Consider the following 19,985-nt stretch of genomic DNA (forward strand, 5'->3'; position numbering starts at 1 on the left):
ATGGAAAAAGTATGAAGAACTGGAGAATGCTGATCCTTGGTGCAGCGCTGACAGCCAGCACCGCGTTTGCAGCCCCGCAAGTTGTTGATAAAGTTGCCGCTGTAGTAAACAACGGCGTAGTACTTGAAAGTGATGTCGACGGCATGATGCAGTCGGTTAAAAGCCAGGCTCAGCAGGCTGGTCAGCAATTGCCTGATGACAAAACCTTGCGTCATCAGATCGTTGAACGTCTGGTCATGGACAATATTTTGCTGCAGATGGCAAAACAGTCCGGGATTCAGGTGACGGATGCTCAGCTTGATGGGGCTATCCAGAACATCGCCGCACAGAACAAAATGACGCCAGACCAGCTGCGCAGCCGCCTGGCGTACGATGGGATGAACTACGGCACCTACCGTGAGCAGATCCGTCGCGAGATGACCATTGCGGAAGTGCGTAACAACGAAGTGCGTCGTCGCGTCACCATCCTGCCTCAGGAAGTGGATTCTCTCTCCAAGCAGGTTGCGTCACAAAACAATGCCAGCACCGAGTTAAACCTCAGCCACATCCTGCTGCCACTGCCGGAAAACCCGACTCAGCAACAGGTTGACGATCAGGAAACGCTGGCGAAACAGCTGGTCAGCCAGAGCAAAAGCGGCGCTGACTTCGGCAAACTGGCGATCACCTACTCTGCCGATCCCCAGGCGCTGAAAGGCGGCAACATGGGCTGGGGCAAGATTCAGGAGCTGCCATCTCTGTTTGCTCAGGCGCTGGTCACGGCGAAGAAAGGCGACATCATCGGTCCAATCCGTTCGGGAGTTGGCTTCCACATCCTGAAAGTTAACGATGTGCGTGGCGAGAGCCAGAACGTTTCCGTGACCGAAGTGCATGCCCGCCACATTCTGCTGAAGCCGTCTCCGGTAATGACCGATGAGCAGGCGCGTCAGAAGCTGGAGCAGGTGGCGGCTGATATTAACAGCGGCAAAACCACCTTCGCTGAAGAAGCTAAACAGCTTTCTCAGGATCCAGGTTCAGCCAATCAGGGCGGCGATTTAGGCTGGAGCTCCCCGGAAATGTATGACCCGGCGTTCCGCGATGCGCTGATGAAGCTGAAAAAAGGCCAGTTGAGCGCACCGGTTCACTCGTCCTTCGGCTGGCATCTGATTCAGCTGCTCGACACCCGTCAGGTGGACAAAACCGACGCGGCACAGAAAGAGCGTGCTTATCGTCTGCTGTTCAACCGCAAGTTTGCTGAAGAAGCGCAGACCTGGATGCAGGAGCAGCGTGCTGCCGCCTACGTGAAAATCCTGGATGCGAATGCACAGTAATCATCGTGTGGTGATCACTCCCGGCGAACCCGCCGGGATTGGTCCTGATGTTACCCTTCAACTGGCCCAGCGCGACTGGCCAGTTGAACTGGTTGTGTGTGCCGATCCAGCTTTGCTGCTCGACCGTGCAGCAAAGCTGGGTTTACCCCTCACCCTGAGAGACTATCAGCCCGGTACGGCGGCGCAGCCGCAGCAAGCCGGCACGCTGACCGTCCTTCCCGTCGTTTTGCCGCAGCCGGTTATCGCTGGCGAGCTGTGCGTCGCCAACAGCCATTACGTGCTGGAAACGCTGGCGCGCGCCTGTGACGGCTGCCTTAACGGCGAATTCGCCGCGTTAATCACCGGCCCGGTTCATAAGGGTGTAATTAATGACGCCGGTATCCCGTTCAGCGGCCATACCGAGTTCTTTGCCGAACGTGCGCAGTGCGAACGTGTGGTAATGATGCTGGCGACGGAAGCGTTGCGGGTGGCGCTGGCGACGACCCATCTGCCGCTTAAAGACGTCTCCGCGGCGATTACCCGCAACAGCCTGCATGAAGTCATCGGCATTTTACATGCTGACCTGCAGCGCAAATTTGGCTTAGTCTCTCCGCACATCTTCGTTTGTGGCTTAAATCCGCACGCCGGTGAAGGCGGACATATGGGTCGGGAAGAGATCGATGTTATCATCCCTGCCCTGGACGAGCTTCGTCAGCAGGGAATGCTGCTGACCGGGCCGTTACCGGCCGATACGCTTTTCCAGCCAAAATATTTGCAACATGCCGATGCCGTCCTGGCGATGTATCACGACCAGGGGCTTCCGGTGCTAAAATATCAGGGATTCGGGCGCGCGGTGAATATCACCCTCGGCCTGCCCTTTATCCGTACCTCCGTTGACCATGGCACCGCCTTAGAACTGGCTGGCCTGGGCAATGCTGATGCGGGCAGCTTTATTACGGCGCTTAACCTCGCCATCACCATGATCAAGAGCAGTAATGAATAATCGCGTCCACCAGGGCCACTTCGCCCGCAAACGTTTCGGACAGAACTTCCTGAACGATCAGTACATTATCGACAGCATCGTCTCCGCCATTCACCCGCAGAAAGGCGAGGCCATCGTCGAGATCGGACCCGGTCTGGGTGCGTTAACCGAACCGGTTGGCGAGCGTCTGGACGCCATGACCGTCATTGAAATCGACCGTGATTTGGCCGCTCGTCTGCAAACCCATCCGTTTTTAGGACCGAAGCTGACGATCTTCCAGCAGGATGCCATGGCCTTTGACTTCGCTGAGTATGCTCGCGAAAAAGGCCAGTCGCTGCGCGTATTTGGTAACCTGCCTTACAACATCTCCACGCCGCTGATGTTCCATCTTTTCAGCTATGCCACGGCAATCCGTGATATGCATTTTATGCTGCAAAAAGAAGTGGTTAACCGGTTGGTCGCGGGCCCAGGCAGCAAAGCCTACGGCCGCCTCACCGTGATGGCGCAGTATTATTGCCAGGTGATCCCGGTACTGGAAGTACCACCTGAATCCTTTACGCCCGCGCCTAAAGTTGATTCAGCGGTGGTGCGTTTAATGCCGCACGCGAAAATTGAACATCCGGTCACCGACATGCGCGTGCTGACCCGAATCACCACAGAAGCCTTTGGTAAGCGTCGTAAAACGCTGCGCAATAGCCTGGGGCATCTGTTCTCGCTGGAAGTCTTGCAGGAGATGAACATCGACCCGACCTTACGGGCTGAAAACATCACTGTGGCGCAGTATTGCCAGTTAGCTAACTGGCTGATTGCGCATCCGCAGACCCAGCCTCAGACCCAGACGCCGGAGAAGTAGCAGAATGATCGATACGCCTCGTGTATGTGTCCATGTTCAGAGTGCCTATATTCCTTCGCAATCTGTGCCTGAAGAAGAACGTTATGTTTTTGCTTATACCGTCACAATACGCAATCTGGGGCGTAACGCCGTTCAGCTGCTGGGCCGCTACTGGCTGATTACCAATGGTAATGGCCGTGAAACCGAAGTTCAGGGTGAAGGCGTGATTGGCGAGCAGCCGCACATCCAGCCCGGCAGTGAATTTCAGTACACCAGCGGCGCCGTGCTGGAAACGCCGATGGGCACCATGCAGGGACATTACGTGATGATCGACCATCAGGGCGCAAGCTTCCAGGTTGAGATCCCGGTGTTCCGCATGGCCGTTCCCAGCCAACTCCATTAATTCATCTGATTGCACAGACGGCGATCGGGCTTAACGGCTCAGGAACACGTCTGCCTGGAAAGGTCCAATGAGCACATATCTGATCGGTGACGTCCACGGTTGCTATGACGAACTTCATTCCCTGCTGGAGCAGGTTGCTTTCGATCCTCAGCAGGATACGCTGTGGCTGACCGGCGATCTGGTGGCCCGCGGTCCGGGATCGCTGGACGTGCTGCGCTACGTGCGTTCGCTCGGTGACTGTGTGCGCCTGGTGTTGGGCAATCACGACCTGCATCTGCTGGCGGTCTATGCCGGTATCAGCCGCAATAAGCCCAAGGATCGCCTGACGCCATTGCTGGAAGCGGACGACGCCGACGAGCTGATCAACTGGCTGCGTCGCCAGCCGCTGCTGCAGGTGGATGAAGAGAAAAAGCTGGTGATGGCGCACGCCGGGATCACCCCGCAGTGGGATATTGAAACGGCGAAAACCTGCGCCCGCGAAGTTGAAGCGGTCCTCTCCAGCGACACCTACCCCCTGTTTATCGACGCCATGTACGGTGATATGCCGAATAACTGGACGCCGGAACTCAGTGGGCTGGCGCGTCTGCGTTTCAGTACCAACGCCTTGACGCGGATGCGCTTCTGCTTCCCGAACGGGCAGCTGGATATGATCTGCAAGGATACGCCCGACACCGCCCCACCGCCGCTGAAACCCTGGTTTGATATTCCTGGCCCGGTCGCCAGCGAGTACACCATTGTGTTTGGTCACTGGGCCTCGCTGGAAGGCAAAGGCACACCTGACGGGATTATTGGGCTGGATACCGGCTGTTGCTGGGGTGGCGTGCTGACGATGCTGCGCTGGGAAGATAAAGCGTGGTTCGTTCAGCCTTCCAACCGCGAACGTGCGCTGGAAGACTGACGCGATAAAGCGGCTTAGCCAATGCCAGACTCCGGTCTGGCATTGTCACATCTGGCGGGTGGTGATTAACGACGTTGCAGAATTTCGAAGCAGAAACTGTGGCTGTTCTTCTCATCCGCATCGTGGAATTCACTGAAGGTCGACTGCCACTCTTCCGGTTCGAAATCCGGGAAGGTGGTGTCGCCCACCACTTCCGCATCAATGTGCGTCAGATACAGACGATCGGCACGCGGCAACAGCTGTTCATAGATGCGACCGCCACCGATGACCATCACTTCATCCACTTCTCCGGCTGCCTGCAGCGCCTCATCGATAGAGGCCACCCAACTGACGCCTTCCGCATCGCCCGGCTGGCTGCTGATCACAATGTTCAGTCTGCCTGGCAGCGGGCGTCCGATCGACTCCCAGGTGCGGCGGCCCATGATCACCGGCTTATCCAGGGTCTGGCGTTTAAACCAGGCCAAATCGGCTGGCAGGTGCCACGGCATGGCATTATCCATTCCAATAACGCGGTCGGCCGCCATGGCCGCAATCAGGCTTATCATCATAGAAACTCAGTAAAGGGGGTAAAATTGGCGCCATCATACGTAAAGGTGAAACTTTCGTCGATACCCCTGGCGGGGGATTTGCGTAAAGGTTCTTCAAGGTAACGTTTGCGTTGTATTTGCTCTGGCTGATAGCTAAAAAACCCTGCGAACGTGCTAGAATCCGCCCCTCATTTGCTACAGGATGCCACCATGTTAGAGACCAGCTTGATTATCGCCACGATCGCGGCTCTGGGAATGCTCTCTCCCGGCCCCGATTTCTTCCTGATTATCAAGAATGCCGCCCGTTATCCCCGCACAGCCGCAATGTTTACCGCGCTGGGGGTCAACTGTGCCGTCGCGACGCATATGGCTTACTGCGTGGCAGGTCTGGCGGTGGTGATTACCACCACGCCGTGGCTGTTTATGATGCTGAAGTATGTCGGCGCGGCCTATCTGATCTACATCGGTGTGCAGGCCCTGATGTCGCGTGGCAACAGCAAAATGGATCTCAGCAATATCGAGCCGGAAACCACCTCGCTGAAGAAGGCGTTCCTGCAGGGCTACCTGTGTAACCTGCTAAACCCGAAAGCCACGCTGTTTTTCCTGTCGATGTTTACCCAGGTGCTTAACGTGCATACCGGTTTCGGCGAGAAGATTTGGTACGCGGCGATCATCCTGATGCTCTCCTCGATTTGGTGGCCGCTGCTGGTGGTGATCATCCAGAGCGCCCCGGTCCGTCGTGGCCTGGCGAAGGCGCAAAAGCTGGTGGATAAACTGCTGGGCGGCGTGCTGATCGCGCTGGGCATCAAGGTCGCGCTCTCCTGATCGCGCGAACCGGCCTGCCGGTCAAACTGACCGGCTACGGCAACCGCTGCTGGCTGTCGGCATCGAACAGCTGTATCCGTTCCAGATCAAACTTCACCCCTCTGACATCCCCCGCCGCACAGCCCGACCGCTGGGTGCAGTAAATCATCATCGGTTCTCCGGCCAGCGTGCCATGAATTAACTCAGATAAGCCGGTAGGCTCAATCAACGACACGGTAAACGGCATCGCTCCTTGATCCGCCAGATCGCACAGCAGGATATTTTCCGGGCGGATACCATAAATCACCGATTTGCCATGGCTGAGCGGCGTGGCCCGCTCCAGTAACGGCAGGGAAAGTTCGGCGCTGACCTGCAGGCTGAGGCCCAGATCATGACGTTGAATGTTGCCGCCGATAAAGTTCATTGGCGGCGATCCGATAAAGCTGGCGACAAACTTATTGGCGGGCGTGTCGTACAGCTCTAATGGCGTGCCCACCTGCTGAATAACCCCGTGGTTAAGCACCACAATGCGGTCGGCCAGCGTCATCGCTTCCACCTGATCATGGGTTACGTAGACGATGGTGTTGTTCATCTGCTGATGGAGTTTTTTGATCTCCACGCGCATCTGCCCACGCAGCTGTGCGTCGAGGTTAGATAAGGGTTCATCAAACAGAAACACCTTGGGCTGGCGGACAATCGCCCTTCCCATCGCCACACGCTGGCGCTGGCCGCCGGAAAGTTCTTTCGGGCGACGATCCAACAAGGCGGTCAGGCTTAAAATCTCGGCCGCCCGTTTTACCGCCGCCTCAATTTCGGCTTTGGGCCGTTTCTGCACCTCCAGGCTGAACCCCATATTGCGCGCGACTGTTAGATGCGGATAGAGCGCGTAACTCTGGAACACCATCGAGATATCACGATCTTTCGGCGCGACCTGATTCATCAACCGGTTGCCAATGCGAATATCTCCGCTGCTGGCCAGTTCGAGCCCGGCGATGGTCCTTAACAGCGTGGATTTGCCGCAGCCTGACGGGCCCACCAGCACCACGAATTCGCCGTCAGCAATGGTCAGATTGATGTCACGCAGCACTTCGACGTTGCCGTAGCGCTTTTCAATTTGCGAAAGAGAGATTTGAGCCATGATGATTATCCTTTTACCGCACCCGCCGTCAGCCCCTGAATGAGGTAACGCTGAATGAACGCGAAAAACAGACAGGCAGGGATCAGCGCCAGCACTGCGGCTGCCATCATATCTCCCCATGAAACGGCGAATTTCGAGACAAAACTCAGTAGTCCGACCGGAAAGGTCATCACCGAGTTTTTATTGATCAGCATCAGCGAGAACAGCAGCTCGCTCCATGCGGCGGTAAAGACGAACCCTAACGTGGCCGCCATACCCGGTAAGGTCAGCGGTGCCAGCACTTTGACTAACGCCTGAAAACGCGTACAGCCTTCCAGCATCGCCGATTCTTCCAGGTCTTTGGGAATGGCGTCGAAAAAGGACTGCATCAGGAAGGTGGCAAAAGGGACGTTAAACGCGGTGTAAATCAGGATCAGCCCCAGCAGATTATTGGTCAATCCTAACGGCGCCATCACCTTGTAAATCGGGGCGAGGATCATCACCAGCGGGAACATCTGGGTGAACAGCAACAGGGCAGCAATCACCGTTTTTCCTTTGAAGGAGAAGCGGGAAAAGGCATAGCCTGCCAGCGCGGAAATCACCGTCGCCAGTGCCGCGGTGGAAAACGAGACGATCAGGCTATTGCTGAAGAAGGTTGGAAAGTCGCTCTCAACAAATACCCGTCTGAAATGCTCGAAGGTGAAGGCGCTCGGCCACATTTTCACCCCTTCGCTGTAGAGCAGCTTGTCAGGCGTCACCGAAATTTTGATCACCCAGTACAGCGGAAACAAGGCAAACAGCAGGTAAGCCAGAATGCCCACCCGGTGACCCATCAGACGTAATAGCTGGCGCATTATGCTCTCCTTATTTCAGCATCTGATGACGGATCCGCAGCAGCACCAGTGCATAGCAGGTCATCAGGATCAGCAGGAATACCGCCATCGCGGAGGCATAGCCAAAGTCCAGCTTGCGATAGGCCGTGGTGAAGATATAGCTCGACAGAATCGAGGTCGATCCGGCAGGCCCGCCATCGGTCATCACCACGATCAGGTCAGCAAAGTTAGCAATCCAGATGGTCCGGAGCATCACGGTAATGGCGATCATTGGCGCCAGAAAAGGCAGCGTCACCCGCCTGAACTGCTGCCAGCTGCTGGCACCATCCATTGAGGCCGCTTCATACAGATCTTTCGGGATCGACTGCAATGCCGCTAACAGGGTGATGGCGAAAAAGGGAATGCCAAACCAGACGTTGGCGATCACCGGCCCATACAGCGCCAGTTGCGGATCGGAGAGAATGTTGTACGGTTCGCTGATCAAATGCAGGGCCGTCATCCAGTGCGGCAAAATGCCGATCACCGGGTTCAGCAACCATGACCAGGTTAATCCGGACAGAAACGCCGGAACTGCCCAGGGGAGAAACACCAGCGCCTGCACCCAGCGCCGCAGCGGAAACTCCCGGTTAAGCAACAGCGCCAGCCCGAGCCCGAGGAAAAACTGCAGTCCCAATGACGTCAGCGTCCAGTTTGCGGTGTGCCCGAGCGCCTTAAAGAAACGGCGGTCATCAAACATTTCGCGGAAGTTATCCAGTCCCACCCAGCCGCTGTCCAGCGGATTAAGTAGCTGGATATTCTGGAAGGCGTACGAGATGCCGATCATCATCGGCACGAAGATAAACAGGCCAATCAGGATCAGCGTTGGGCTCATATACAGCCAGGGCTCTGCCAGCATCCGCAGCCGGTGGAAGCGCGGCGGTCTGGCAGTTTCAACCATTCTGACGTCCAGCATCATAATTCCGTCTCCATTGCCGCCCCCGTCACGACGGGGGCGCGTGGGTTACTGGGTAGCCATCCAGGCTTTTTGCTCTTTGGTCAGGTATTTGGCCCAATCCTCCACCATCGAGGTCGTGTCGTTTTCCCCTAACAACGTTTCCTGGGTACTCTCTTTCACCGTGACCGAGTTGAAATAGCCCCAGCCTTTCAGATGGGTTGGCATGGTCAGGGGAACGTATTTCGGGTCGTTAAGCTCGGTGAACCAGCCCGCAAACTGGGGTGAATGGTAGAACGGATCGTTCTCGGCCCCTTTGTAGATTGGCAAGGTGCCGACAAACTTCGACCAGGTGAGGTTATTGGCTTCACTGCTAAGGAACTGGATCAGCTGCCAGGCATCATCCGGGTGTTTGGCCTGCTTGAAGATCGACCAGCCGGTGTAGCCAATCGTCGGATAGGCTTTGCCTGATGGCCCAACCGGCATTGGCGCCACGCCAAAGTCATCCGGATTCATGCTGTTTTTGATGGCGATCAGGGCATCGGGATCCTGGTCCAGCATTGCGCATTTTCCGGAGTAGAAGCCGGAGACAATTTCATTGAAGCCCCAGTTGACGCTGTCCTTCGGTGCACCGCCCTGCTTGTACATATCGACCAGCAGCTGCGCGCCTTTGATCGCCCCTGGCTGAGTCAGCGTGCTGTTCCCGTCTTTATCAAAGAAAGCCGGTGAGCCGTTCATGGTAGTCATAAACATCATCCAGGCATTGGTGCCACCTACACCGCCGCGCATGCAGTACCCGCTGATGCCATTGCCCAGCGCGCTGATCTTTTTGGCATCCGCCACAAACTCATCCATGGTTTTTGGTGGGCCACTCAATCCTGCCTGCTGGAAGAGTTTCTTATTCCAGAACATGGCGCGCAGATAGAAACCGTAAGGAACCATATTGGCTTTGCCGTCCGACGCCCGCGCCATATCCAGCGTTTTGTCGGTCAGGTTGGCGGTGTTTGGCCACGCCTTCAGCTTAGGTTCGAGATCCACCAGCATATTGTTGCTGGCATACAGCCCTTGCCAGGTGTCCGGCATTTCAACCACATCCGGCACCTGCCCGCTTTGCATCATGGTGCCCAGTTTTTCAAACGCCTGCCCCCAGGGAAGGGAGATCACTTCGATTTCCGTCTCCGGGTGCTGGGTTTTATATTCGCTCAGCATTTTCTGCAGCATCGACGTGCGGGCCGGGCTGGTGATCACTTCCACCAGCGTCAGTTTGGTGGCGGCCACTGTGCTGTAGGCGCTGCACATTCCCAGGGTAATCAGGACGCTGTTAAGTAACAAAGAGCGTAAAGGCTGTCGCATTTTCATGACCTCTTGTTAATGGAGTGCGGGCAATCAGGTTACTGGCGTGCGGCGGCAATCGCCTGCTGCAGGTCGTTCCACAAATCTGCGGTGTCTTCCAGACCGATGGAGACGCGGATTACGCGTGGTGAGACGCCAAAATCCACGGCGGAGTTAAATTCACCGGCCTGATTCAGCACCGAAATGGCGGGCATCACCAGACTTTCAAATCCTCCCCAGCTCACGCCCATATGGAACAGCTGCAACGCATTACAGAAGGTCGGAATATCGACCGACTGATCCAGCTCAAAAGAGAACAGCCCGCTGTAGCCGCTGAGGGTGGAAAAGGCGGCTTTGTGCAGGCCCGGATGGTTTACCGCGAGGATCTGCGGATGGTCCTGAAGTTGAGAAGCCAGCTGCAGCGCACTTTCATGGTGCTGCCGCATGCGTAACGGCAAGGTCCGCAGGCCACGGATCAGCAGCCAGGCTTCATTAGCCGACAGCTTGCCGCCAAGGAACGGGCTGATATAACGCGAGATGGCGCTGATGCGTTCGGCATTGGCGATAACCAGTCCAGCCACCACATCGCTGTGGCCACCAATGTATTTCGAGGCGGAATGCACCACCATATCGATGCCCAGCGCCAGCGGCTTCTGGAACAGCGGCGAGGCCCAGCTGTTATCAATCAGGGTGATCACCTTGTGCTCTTTCGCCAGCGCGGCAATCTTCTGCAGATCCTGTTCGCTCATCACCCAACTGCTTGGGCTTTCGAGATACAGCAACTTCGCACCCGGCAGCGCGGCGGCAATCGCCTCAAGCGAGTCGCCATCGACAAACTCACTGCTGATGTTAAAGCGGGTGCAGAACCCTTTCAGGAAACGGTAGGTATCCGGATAGACGTGATTGATGCAAACCACCTTATCGCCGGGCTGGACCACGCTCAGAATGGCATTGCTGATCGCCGCCATCCCGCTGCCAAAAGCCAGGCAGGCTTCCCCACCCTCCAGTTCGGCCATTTTGTCCTGCAGAACTTTGACCGTCGGGTTATCGACCCGTGAATACAACGGCTGATCGCTGTCGCCACGAAAGCGGGCAATCATGCTGTCGTAATCACTGAAGCTGAACAAAGAGGATTGATAGACGGGTGGGGAAACCGCGCCTTTGTCATGACGTTGATCGTGGGTCAGTCGGGTTTGTTCACTAAAGGGCTTTTCAGGCTGCATTAATCACTTCCTTCATATCACGCTCGGTTATATCGAGAATTAAATGGCTGATGCGGCGTGCTTCTTCCGCATTACGGTCGGCAATGGCTTCATACAAGGTGCGATGCAGGGAAAACGAATCGCTAAACAGGGCCTGTTCAGGCGGTGATTCAAAAAAGGCATGCAGCGTGTCGTAAAGACCGACCACCATCCGCAGTAACAGCGGATTGTGTGCCGCGTGGTAAATGCTGGCGTGAAATGCCCAGTCTTCTGCCCCAGCAGAACCGACTGCCAGATGGACTCTTTCCATCTCTTCCAGCCGGGTCTCAATGTCACGCAGATCGTCATCGGAAGCACGGACCGCCGCCAGCGCGCAGGATTCGCTTTCAATAATCCGGCGCACTTCCAGCGCATGGAGCATGTTGCTGGAGTCGTTTTTGAAACGCAGCGACAGGAAACTGTCATCACTGGTGACTTCAGCATGGAGAAAGGTGCCACTGCCTTTACGGCGAACGATGATGCCCAGCGCTTCCCACCGTTTAAGGGCTTCACGCACGGTGTTACGGCTGACGCCGAGCTTTTCTGCAAGCACGCGTTCCGGCGGTAAACGCTCGCCGATTTGGGTGCCGCTTTGGGCGACGTAACGGGTCAACGCGTCCAGTACCAGCACATCACTGTGCTGCACCGCAATCGGGCCGAGATTACCGATCGATGCTGACATGGCTTCCCCTGAATAATTGGTCCAACAACTCTACCTTTTTTACTTAAAGCAAATTGGGTGCCAATAAATCAAGCTACTGATTTGCTGGGATAATCGCCTGAAGATAATAAAAAGCTCTGATTAAAAAAGGTGCAAGTGGTTAACCGGTTGCACAACAATCGGCCAGCAAGGCGGGTTTGGATCGGGGGAATTTCAGGCAAAAAAATGAACTTAACTCAAATTCCCCCTTCAAATTAATGTCATGGAGATTTATGAGAGTCGTACTTTTTATAGGGAGATTTAAAAAAATGGCTCATTCTCGCCAGCGCTTAAGGCTAACCGTTACAACACCATTGCCAGGGAGGAGGATCGCCTATGGTGAGTAATGAGGACATCCTTGATTGGTACAATGAGCGGTTTAATAAACCGGGCTTTTTTTCCAAAAAACGCTGGCCCGTCACGATGGATACCAGCCTTTCAACCGGCCGCTATGTATGGGCGTGTGAGGCAGGTGACGAAATAATGGAAGAGTATTTCGGGAAATTTAAGGTTGACCCTGCCGGGTTTGATTTCGTGAAATATTGGCCTGTTGAAGCGTCTGGTTTTTCGGTCTTTGCGCTTTGTAGATGCGGAAATGACGAGGACGAACCGTTACCACTGACACTCAACATGTTGGCTGAATCAGCCCGGGCCGGAAAATGGCTCTATCCGTAGAAAGCGTTTCCTCTTCTTAAGCCCGGCATTCTCGCGGCTTAGCCGAAAATTATCCGCATAAAATATCGTGAATTTCAGGTAAAAAAAATCCCCGCCGAAGCGGGGATCGATGTTCGCTGACAGAGACTTAGCCCTGGATCTGCGCGTGCATTTCCTGCACCGAGATAACCTGCGCGGTGGGATCTGCGCTCAGTGAGTTTGCCGTAGCAAACGCACCGTTCAGCGTGGTGTCGTAGTGCACCTTGTACTGCAGCGCGCTGCGGCGGATCAGTTTGGAATCCTCAATCGCCTGGCGTCCTGCCGTGGTGTTTACGATGTAAGCGTACTCACCGTTTTTCAGACGATCCTGGATATGAGGACGGCCTTCATGCACCTTGTTGACCAGGCGGATGTTGATCCCTGCTTCACCCAGCACCACTGCGGTACCGTGAGTCGCGTCCAGTTCGAAGCCCAGTGACTGCAGCTTGGCGGCCAGCGCAACGATGCGCTTCTTGTCGCCATCACGCACGGACAGTAAGGCACGACCGGTTTTCTTCATGTTGCTCGCCGCGCCCAGCATCGCTTTCGAGAACGCTTCTGCGAAGGTTTTGCCAACACCCATGACTTCACCGGTGGAACGCATTTCAGGGCCGAGGATGGGGTCAACGCCCTGGAACTTGTTAAACGGCAGCACCACTTCTTTCACCGAGTAGTAAGGCGGAATGACTTCTTCCGTAATGCCCTGCTCTGCCAGCGTTTTGCCTGCCATTACGCGTGCCGCCACTTTCGCCAGCGGCACACCGGTTGCCTTGGAAACAAACGGTACGGTACGGGCAGCACGTGGGTTCACCTCAATCAGGTAAACTTCGTTGTCTTTCACCGCAAACTGCACGTTCATCAGGCCACGTACGCAGAGTTCGAAGGCCAGCTTCTCAACCTGCTGACGCATCACGTCCTGGATCTCTTTGCTCAGCGTGTAGGCTGGCAGAGAACACGCGGAGTCACCGGAATGCACGCCCGCCTGCTCGATATGCTCCATGATGCCGCCAATCAGCACGCGCTCACCGTCGCAAATCGCATCCACATCCACTTCTACCGCGTCGTCAAGAAAGCGGTCCAGCAGCACCGGCGCATCGTTAGAGACGGCAACCGCATTCTGGAAGTAGCGCTTCAGGTCGATGTCGTCATACACGATTTCCATCGCACGACCGCCCAGCACGTAAGAAGGACGCACAACCAGCGGATAGCCAATCACCGCCGCTTTCTCTACCGCCTGCTCAATCGCAGTCACGGTGGAGTTTGCCGGCTGCTTCAGGCCCAGGCGTTCAACCGCCTGCTGGAAACGCTCGCGGTCTTCTGCACGGTCGATAGCATCCGGGCTGGTACCGATAATCGGCACGCCAGCGGCTTCCAGCTCACGCGCCAGTTTCAGTGGCGTCTGACCACCGTACTGCACGATCACGCCTTTCGGCTTCTCGATACGCACGATTTCCAGCACGTCTTCCAGCGTTACCGGCTCGAAGTACAGACGGTCGGAGGTGTCGTAGTCGGTGGAGACGGTTTCAGGGTTACAGTTGACCATAATGGTCTCGTAACCATCTTCACGCAGCGCCAGTGATGCATGGACGCAGCAGTAGTCGAACTCAATGCCCTGGCCGATACGGTTTGGACCGCCGCCCAGCACCATGATTTTCTCACGGTCGCTGTTAGGGTTGGATTCGCACTCTTCTTCATAGGTGGAGTACATGTAAGCGGTATCGGTAGAGAATTCCGCCGCACAGGTATCGACACGCTTATATACCGGGTGCAGATTGTACTGCTCACGCAGCTTACGCACTTCAGCTTCAGACACACCCGCCAGCGCAGACAGACGCGCATCGGCAAAGCCTTTACGCTTCAGGGTACGCAGGAAGTCCGCCGTCAGGCCATTAACGCCTTCGCGGGCAACCTGGCCTTCCAGCTGAACCAGCTCTTCAATCTGAACCAGGAACCAGCGGTCAACGTTGGTCAGGCTGAAGATCTCTTCCACGTTCATGCCCGCACGGAACGCATCCGCGATGTACCAGATACGGTCAGAACCGGCGTCTTTCAGCTCGTGACGGATAACCGTCATCGCTTCCGCATCGTTCAGGTCAACTTTCGGGTCAAAGCCGTGTGCGCCAACTTCGAGGCCGCGCAGCGCTTTCTGCATGGATTCCTGAAGGGTGCGGCCAATCGCCATCACTTCACCCACCGACTTCATCTGCGTGGTCAGGCGGTCATTGGCACCGGCAAATTTCTCGAAGTTGAAGCGAGGGATTTTGGTCACTACGTAGTCGATAGACGGTTCGAACGATGCCGGGGTCAGGCCACCGGTGATGTCGTTCATCAGCTCATCAAGCGTGTAACCTACCGCCAGTTTGGCCGCGATTTTAGCAATCGGGAAGCCAGTGGCTTTCGAGGCCAGCGCAGAAGAGCGCGACACGCGTGGGTTCATTTCGATGATGATCAGACGGCCATTCGCCGGGTTAACGGAGAACTGCACGTTAGAGCCACCGGTTTCCACGCCGATTTCACGCAGTACCGCCATCGAGGCGTTACGCATGATTTGATATTCTTTGTCGGTCAGGGTCTGGGCTGGCGCCACGGTGATGGAGTCACCGGTGTGGATGCCCATTGCATCGAAGTTTTCAATCGAGCAGACGATGATGCAGTTGTCGTTTTTATCACGCACCACTTCCATCTCGTACTCTTTCCAGCCAATCAGCGACTCATCAATCAGCAACTCGTTGGTGGGGGAAAGATCCAGTCCGCGTTCGCAAATCTCTTCAAACTCTTCGCGGTTATAGGCAATACCGCCACCTGAACCGCCCATGGTAAAGGAAGGACGGATGATGCACGGGAAGCCAACGTCTGCGGCAACCGCATAGGCTTCTTCCATGTTGTGTGCGAAGCCTGAACGCGCGGTATCCAGACCGATGCTCTTCATCGCTTTATCAAAGCGCTGACGGTCTTCTGCTTTGTCGATGGCATCGGCGGTAGCACCAATCATCGCCACGCCGAACTCTTCCAGCACGCCCTGGCGTTCCAGTTCCAGCGCACAGTTCAGTGCGGTCTGGCCGCCCATGGTTGGCAGAACCGCATCCGGACGCTCTTTTTCGATAATCTTGCGCACAACTTCCCAGTGGATCGGCTCGATATAGGTCGCATCGGCCATTTCCGGGTCAGTCATGATGGTTGCCGGGTTGGAGTTAACCAGAATCACGCGGTAACCCTCTTCGCGCAGGGCTTTACAGGCCTGTGCACCAGAGTAGTCAAATTCGCAGGCCTGGCCGATCACGATCGGGCCAGCGCCAAGGATCAGGATACTTTTTATGTCGGTACGTTTTGGCATTTTCTCGCTCCTGATTATTTAGCGGTTGAACGGTAGGCTTCGATCAGTTCGATAAAGTGATCGAACAGCGGCGCGGCATCGTGCGGGCCCGGGCTGGCTTCCGGGTGACCCTGGAAGCTGAACGCTGCTTTATCAGTGCGGTGAATGCCCTGTACCGTCTGGTCAAACAGCGAGGTGTGCGTCACTCGCAGGTTTGCCGGTAAGTTGGTTTCGTCTACGGCGAAGCCGTGGTTCTGTGCGGTGATCATCACGGTGTTGTTATCCAGGTCTTTCACCGGATGGTTGCCGCCGTGGTGGCCCAGCTTCATCTTGACGGTTTTTGCCCCGCTGGCCAGCGCCAGTAACTGGTGGCCAAGGCAGATGCCGAAGACCGGCACGTCGGTTTCCAGGAAGGCTTTGATTGCCGCAATCGCGTAATCACACGGTTCCGGATCCCCAGGTCCGTTAGAAAGGAAGATGCCATCCGGGTTCATCTTCAGCACCTCTTCTGCTGGCGTTTGCGCCGGCACAATCGTCAGGCGACAGCCACGGTCAACCAGCATGCGCAGGATGTTGCGCTTCACGCCGTAGTCATAGGCCACGACATGGAAAGGCAGGTCGGCTTCTTGCTTCGCGTCCGGCAATCCGTCCAGTGTCCAGCTGCCTTGCAGCCAGCTGTAGCTTTCACTGGTGGTCACTTCTTTCGCCAGATCCATTCCTTTCAGGCCCGGGAAGGCTTTCGCCTGCTGCAGAGCCAGCTGCGCATCAGGTGCGTCGCTGGCGATGATGCAGCCGTTCTGCGCCCCTTTTTCGCGCAGCAGACGGGTCAGCTTACGCGTATCGATATCGGCAATAGCGACAATGTTGTGACGCGTCAGATACTCAGACAGCCCTTCTTCATTACGGAAGTTGCTGGCAATCAGCGGCAGGTCACGAATGACGAGGCCCTGAGCATGTACCTGAGAGGATTCTTCGTCAGCGGAATTGGTGCCGACATTGCCGATATGGGGATAAGTAAGAGTAACGATCTGGCGGGAATAGGAAGGATCAGTGAGGATTTCTTGATAACCGGTCATTGAAGTGTTGAAAACAACTTCCCCCACTGCCGATCCTGTTGCCCCGATGGCCCGACCGTGGAATTGGGTTCCGTCTTCGAGAACCAATAGCGCTGACTTAATCAAAACATCCTCCTGAGAATAAACAGTCACATTATTTGCATATTAATTCATAACAGAGCCATAAATCAATGCAAAAACCGCCTGAATTCTCGATTTTTGGCAAATTGCGCGCATTCTAATGATCGCTCACTCTGTTGTCTACCCCGCAGCTCACTTTTTCTTAGTCTTTTACTCAACTGGAGAGGAAATCGGAGGATTTACCCTGAAAAGGACAGATATCCAGTCCATAAAACCGGTTGCCTGACGGGATGTGCATAGGAAAAGGGAAAATGGCGTTAAAAAGTGGACCAAATGGTCAAAATTAACAATTTTTGCGGAATAAATTGAGGATAAAAACACATAATAGCCATTATGGATCGAAAATTAACTTAAGGCAGTATTATTACAAAATAAAAAGGGCAATAAAATTATTGCCCTATCCAATCAGAACCTTATGATTGAAATAACCACATCACGATGGTGCACAACACTTATAAATCATCTAAATTCAACACGCTTCGCATATCATAAAGACCTGCTTTACGCGTGCTTAACCAGTCTGCTGCACGAACTGCGCCTTTCGCGAAGGTCATGCGGCTTGAAGCCTTGTGGGTAATCTCTACGCGCTCACCGATATCTGCAAACATCGCGGTGTGTTCGCCAACGATATCGCCGGCACGAACGGTGGCAAAACCGATAGTTTGCGCCTTACGTTCACCGGTATGGCCTTCGCGGGCATACACGGCGTGCTCATTTAAATCCCAGTCCATTGCATCAGCAATCGCTTCGCCCATCGCCAGCGCGGTCCCGGATGGCGCATCCACTTTATGACGGTGGTGAGCCTCAACGATTTCGATATCGGCATAGTCGCCCATCACTTTGGCGGCTTTTTCCAGCAGTTTCAGCACCAGGTTCACACCCACGCTAAAGTTCGCTGCGAACACAATAGCAATCTCATGTGACGCTTGTTTGATCGCCGCTTTGGCCGAATCATCCAGCCCGGTGGTACCGATCACCATCGCTTTCTGGTGCTGACGGCAAAAATCCAGATACGCCAGCGTGCCTTCAGGACGGGTAAAGTCGATCAGCACGTCGAAGTCGTTCACCACGGCGTCCAGGTTGTCGCTAATCTTGACGCCCGTCGCGCCGGTTCCGGCCATCTCGCCGGCATCAGCGCCGACCAGTGAAGAGCCTTCCCGCACCAAAGCTGCGCCTAAGCACACGCCGTCCGCCTCCTGTGCTGCCTGAATTAACTGACGCCCCATGCGTCCTGCGGCGCCAACAATGGCAAGGCGGATTTGTGCATTGTTCATAATGAATCCCTGTATAAAGTCTGTGCATGCAAAGCGTTGACAGGTTAACCATGCGGTAACCTCTGCGCCACAATAAAAACACCATGATTAGAATTTTATGCCAGACGCGACGGATTATCAGTAAAACAAATTTTGTCTGGCTTTGATCGGCGGGTATAGCAGGCGGTACAGCGAAGTAAAAAACTTCCGCAGCAGGGCGCTGCGGAAGGCGATTAGTCGACCTGGCGGACGTCGACGCGGAGTTCTTTCGGCACTTCGAAAACAATGTTCTCTTCACGGCCGATCAGCTCGATAGCGGTTTCGCCACCGAACTCGCGCAGACGCTGGATCACTTCCTGCACCAGAATGTCTGGTGCGGAGGCACCGGCAGTGACGCCAACGCAGCTCACGCCTTTGATCCACTCTTCCTGGATGTCATCGGCGGAGTCGATCAGTCGCGCAAGTTTCCCTGCACGCTGCGCCAGCTCGGCCAGACGGTTGGAGTTGGAGGAGTTGCGTGAACCCACCACCAGCACCACGTCGGCGTCTTTTGCCAGCGTGCGCACGGCTTCCTGACGGTTGGTGGTGGCATAGCAGATGTCATCTTTGCGCGGGCCGACAATCTTCGGAAAACGGGCACGCAGCGCATCAATCACTTCGTAGGTATCATCCACCGACAGCGTGGTCTGGGTCATAAAACACAGGTTGTTTTCATCCTTAACCTGCAACTTATAGACATCCTCGGGCGCTTCAACCAGATACATGCCGCCTTTCGGGCTGCTGTACTGGCCCATCGTCCCTTCCACTTCCGGGTGGCCGGCGTGACCAATCAGGATCGCTTCAGTGCCTCTGCGGCTGGCTCGCGCCACTTCCATATGCACTTTGGTCACCAGCGGACAGGTGGCATCAAACAGCATGGTCAGATCGCGGGCTTTAGCTTCCGCCCTGACCGCCTGAGAAACACCGTGCGCCGAGAAGATCAGGATCGAGCCGTCCGGCACTTCCCCGATATCTTCAATAAAGATCGCACCGCGCTCGCGCAGGCTGTTGACGACATAGCGGTTATGCACCACTTCATGACGCACGTAGATTGGCGCGCCGTACATTTCCAGCGCGCGCTCCACAATGCTGATGGCGCGATCGACGCCGGCACAAAAGCCGCGGGGATTAGCCAACAGGATTTGCATTTGTCGCCTCCAGTACCGGATCGATCTCCAGCACTTCAACCTCAAAGTGGATAGTCTGCCCGGCCAGCGGATGGTTGAAATCAACGGTGATCGAATCACCGGAAATCTCGCGGATCACGCCGGGCATTTCGTTGCCATCCATGCCGCTGAACAGCATGATGGCGCCGATTTCAGGCTCGCCTGCCTGGGTAAAATCCCGGCGGGAGAAATACTGAATCAAATCCGGGCTGCTCTGGCCAAAAGCATCGTCCGCCGTCAGCGAGAAGGATTTCTTCTCGCCCACGGTCAGACCCAGCAAATGCGACTCCAACCCTTCTGACAGGCTGCCGTCGCCCAGGCTGAACAGCGCGGGTTTGCCGTTATTGCGCGTGGATTCCGCCGTGGAGCCGTCTTCCAGCTTCAAGGTGAAATGCACCAGCACTGCGCTCTCGCGCTGTACAGAATCAGTCATGCCCTG

Annotated in this window: 19 protein-coding genes; 7 read left to right on the plus strand and 12 right to left on the minus strand. The window is 55.6% G+C overall.

Annotation, left to right across the window (positions count from 1 at the left end; all coding sequences use genetic code 11):
• Positions 1–11: 11 nt before the first annotated feature.
• The 5 genes from surA (at position 12) to apaH (ending at position 4,401) form a co-directional block, all read left to right on the plus strand.
• The gene (surA, locus tag ACXKZG_RS18795) at positions 12–1,307 is read left to right on the plus strand and encodes a peptidylprolyl isomerase SurA (RefSeq protein WP_346600009.1); all 1,296 of its coding nucleotides are present in this window, start codon (positions 12–14) and stop codon (positions 1,305–1,307) included.
• On the plus strand, positions 1,297–2,289 hold the full coding sequence (gene pdxA / locus ACXKZG_RS18800) for a 4-hydroxythreonine-4-phosphate dehydrogenase PdxA (protein ID WP_488875263.1): 993 nt from the start codon (positions 1,297–1,299) through the stop codon (positions 2,287–2,289). The genes surA and pdxA overlap by 11 nt, the downstream gene beginning before the upstream one ends.
• Positions 2,282–3,121, plus strand: a complete 840-nt coding sequence (rsmA, locus tag ACXKZG_RS18805; protein ID WP_013200727.1) for a 16S rRNA (adenine(1518)-N(6)/adenine(1519)-N(6))-dimethyltransferase RsmA — start codon at positions 2,282–2,284, stop codon at positions 3,119–3,121. Before pdxA ends, rsmA begins: the two co-directional genes overlap by 8 nt.
• 4 nt (positions 3,122–3,125) lie before the next feature.
• On the plus strand, positions 3,126–3,503 hold the full coding sequence (gene apaG / locus ACXKZG_RS18810) for a Co2+/Mg2+ efflux protein ApaG (RefSeq protein WP_013200726.1): 378 nt from the start codon (positions 3,126–3,128) through the stop codon (positions 3,501–3,503).
• A 67-nt stretch (positions 3,504–3,570) separates the two neighbouring features.
• Positions 3,571–4,401 carry a bis(5'-nucleosyl)-tetraphosphatase (symmetrical) ApaH gene (gene apaH, locus ACXKZG_RS18815; RefSeq protein ID WP_346566976.1) on the plus strand — a complete coding sequence of 277 codons (831 nt, stop codon included), beginning with the start codon at positions 3,571–3,573 and terminating at the stop codon, positions 4,399–4,401.
• A gap of 65 nt (positions 4,402–4,466) precedes the next feature.
• Here apaH and folA read toward each other — a convergent pair whose 3' ends face one another.
• A complete protein-coding gene (gene folA / locus ACXKZG_RS18820; protein WP_488875264.1) occupies positions 4,467–4,949 on the minus strand; it encodes a type 3 dihydrofolate reductase in 483 nt (160 codons plus the stop codon).
• A gap of 189 nt (positions 4,950–5,138) precedes the next feature.
• Here folA and ACXKZG_RS18825 point away from each other — a divergent pair, with 189 nt between their 5' ends.
• Positions 5,139–5,753, plus strand: coding sequence for a LysE family translocator (locus tag ACXKZG_RS18825; protein ID WP_053140310.1), 615 nt, complete (start codon positions 5,139–5,141; stop codon positions 5,751–5,753).
• Positions 5,754–5,787: 34 nt separating this feature from the next.
• Here the strand turns inward: ACXKZG_RS18825 and ACXKZG_RS18830 are convergent, their stop codons facing one another.
• The 6 genes from ACXKZG_RS18830 to ACXKZG_RS18855 are packed head-to-tail and all read right to left on the minus strand — an operon-like array spanning position 5,788 to position 11,868.
• Entirely contained in the window at positions 5,788–6,870 is a 1,083-nt protein-coding gene (locus tag ACXKZG_RS18830) for an ABC transporter ATP-binding protein (RefSeq protein WP_488875265.1), read from the minus strand.
• 5 nt (positions 6,871–6,875) lie between these two features.
• On the minus strand, positions 6,876–7,703 hold the full coding sequence (locus tag ACXKZG_RS18835; protein WP_013200721.1) for a carbohydrate ABC transporter permease: 828 nt from the start codon (positions 7,701–7,703) through the stop codon (positions 6,876–6,878).
• A 10-nt stretch (positions 7,704–7,713) separates the two neighbouring features.
• A complete protein-coding gene (locus ACXKZG_RS18840) occupies positions 7,714–8,637 on the minus strand; it encodes a carbohydrate ABC transporter permease (RefSeq protein WP_013200720.1) in 924 nt (307 codons plus the stop codon).
• Positions 8,638–8,682: 45 nt separating this feature from the next.
• Positions 8,683–9,966, minus strand: coding sequence for an ABC transporter substrate-binding protein (locus tag ACXKZG_RS18845; protein WP_488875266.1), 1,284 nt, complete (start codon positions 9,964–9,966; stop codon positions 8,683–8,685).
• 38 nt (positions 9,967–10,004) lie between these two features.
• The gene (locus tag ACXKZG_RS18850; protein ID WP_013200718.1) at positions 10,005–11,168 is read right to left on the minus strand and encodes an aminotransferase class I/II-fold pyridoxal phosphate-dependent enzyme; all 1,164 of its coding nucleotides are present in this window, start codon (positions 11,166–11,168) and stop codon (positions 10,005–10,007) included.
• Positions 11,158–11,868, minus strand: coding sequence for a FadR/GntR family transcriptional regulator (locus ACXKZG_RS18855; RefSeq protein WP_134823458.1), 711 nt, complete (start codon positions 11,866–11,868; stop codon positions 11,158–11,160). The genes ACXKZG_RS18850 and ACXKZG_RS18855 overlap by 11 nt, the downstream gene beginning before the upstream one ends.
• A gap of 354 nt (positions 11,869–12,222) precedes the next feature.
• Between ACXKZG_RS18855 and ACXKZG_RS18860 the strand changes: the two genes are divergently transcribed.
• Positions 12,223–12,561, plus strand: a complete 339-nt coding sequence (locus ACXKZG_RS18860; protein WP_488875267.1) for a DUF1493 family protein — start codon at positions 12,223–12,225, stop codon at positions 12,559–12,561.
• A gap of 127 nt (positions 12,562–12,688) precedes the next feature.
• Here ACXKZG_RS18860 and carB read toward each other — a convergent pair whose 3' ends face one another.
• The 5 genes from carB to fkpB all read right to left on the minus strand — a co-directional run bounded on the left by carB (position 12,689) and on the right by fkpB (position 19,979).
• Entirely contained in the window at positions 12,689–15,913 is a 3,225-nt protein-coding gene (carB, locus tag ACXKZG_RS18865; RefSeq protein WP_013200716.1) for a carbamoyl-phosphate synthase large subunit, read from the minus strand.
• Between the two features lie 14 nt (positions 15,914–15,927).
• Positions 15,928–17,073, minus strand: a complete 1,146-nt coding sequence (gene carA / locus ACXKZG_RS18870; protein WP_041691900.1) for a glutamine-hydrolyzing carbamoyl-phosphate synthase small subunit — start codon at positions 17,071–17,073, stop codon at positions 15,928–15,930.
• A gap of 467 nt (positions 17,074–17,540) precedes the next feature.
• Positions 17,541–18,362 (minus strand): 4-hydroxy-tetrahydrodipicolinate reductase, encoded by an 822-nt coding sequence (dapB, locus tag ACXKZG_RS18875; RefSeq protein WP_346566972.1) that lies wholly within the window; start codon positions 18,360–18,362, stop codon positions 17,541–17,543.
• A 212-nt stretch (positions 18,363–18,574) separates the two neighbouring features.
• The gene (gene ispH / locus ACXKZG_RS18880; RefSeq protein ID WP_053140328.1) at positions 18,575–19,528 is read right to left on the minus strand and encodes a 4-hydroxy-3-methylbut-2-enyl diphosphate reductase; all 954 of its coding nucleotides are present in this window, start codon (positions 19,526–19,528) and stop codon (positions 18,575–18,577) included.
• The gene (gene fkpB / locus ACXKZG_RS18885) at positions 19,509–19,979 is read right to left on the minus strand and encodes an FKBP-type peptidyl-prolyl cis-trans isomerase (protein ID WP_013200712.1); all 471 of its coding nucleotides are present in this window, start codon (positions 19,977–19,979) and stop codon (positions 19,509–19,511) included. The genes ispH and fkpB overlap by 20 nt, the downstream gene beginning before the upstream one ends.
• Positions 19,980–19,985 lie beyond the last annotated feature (6 nt).

It is taken from the genome of Erwinia sp. 2186 (assembly GCF_057812255.1).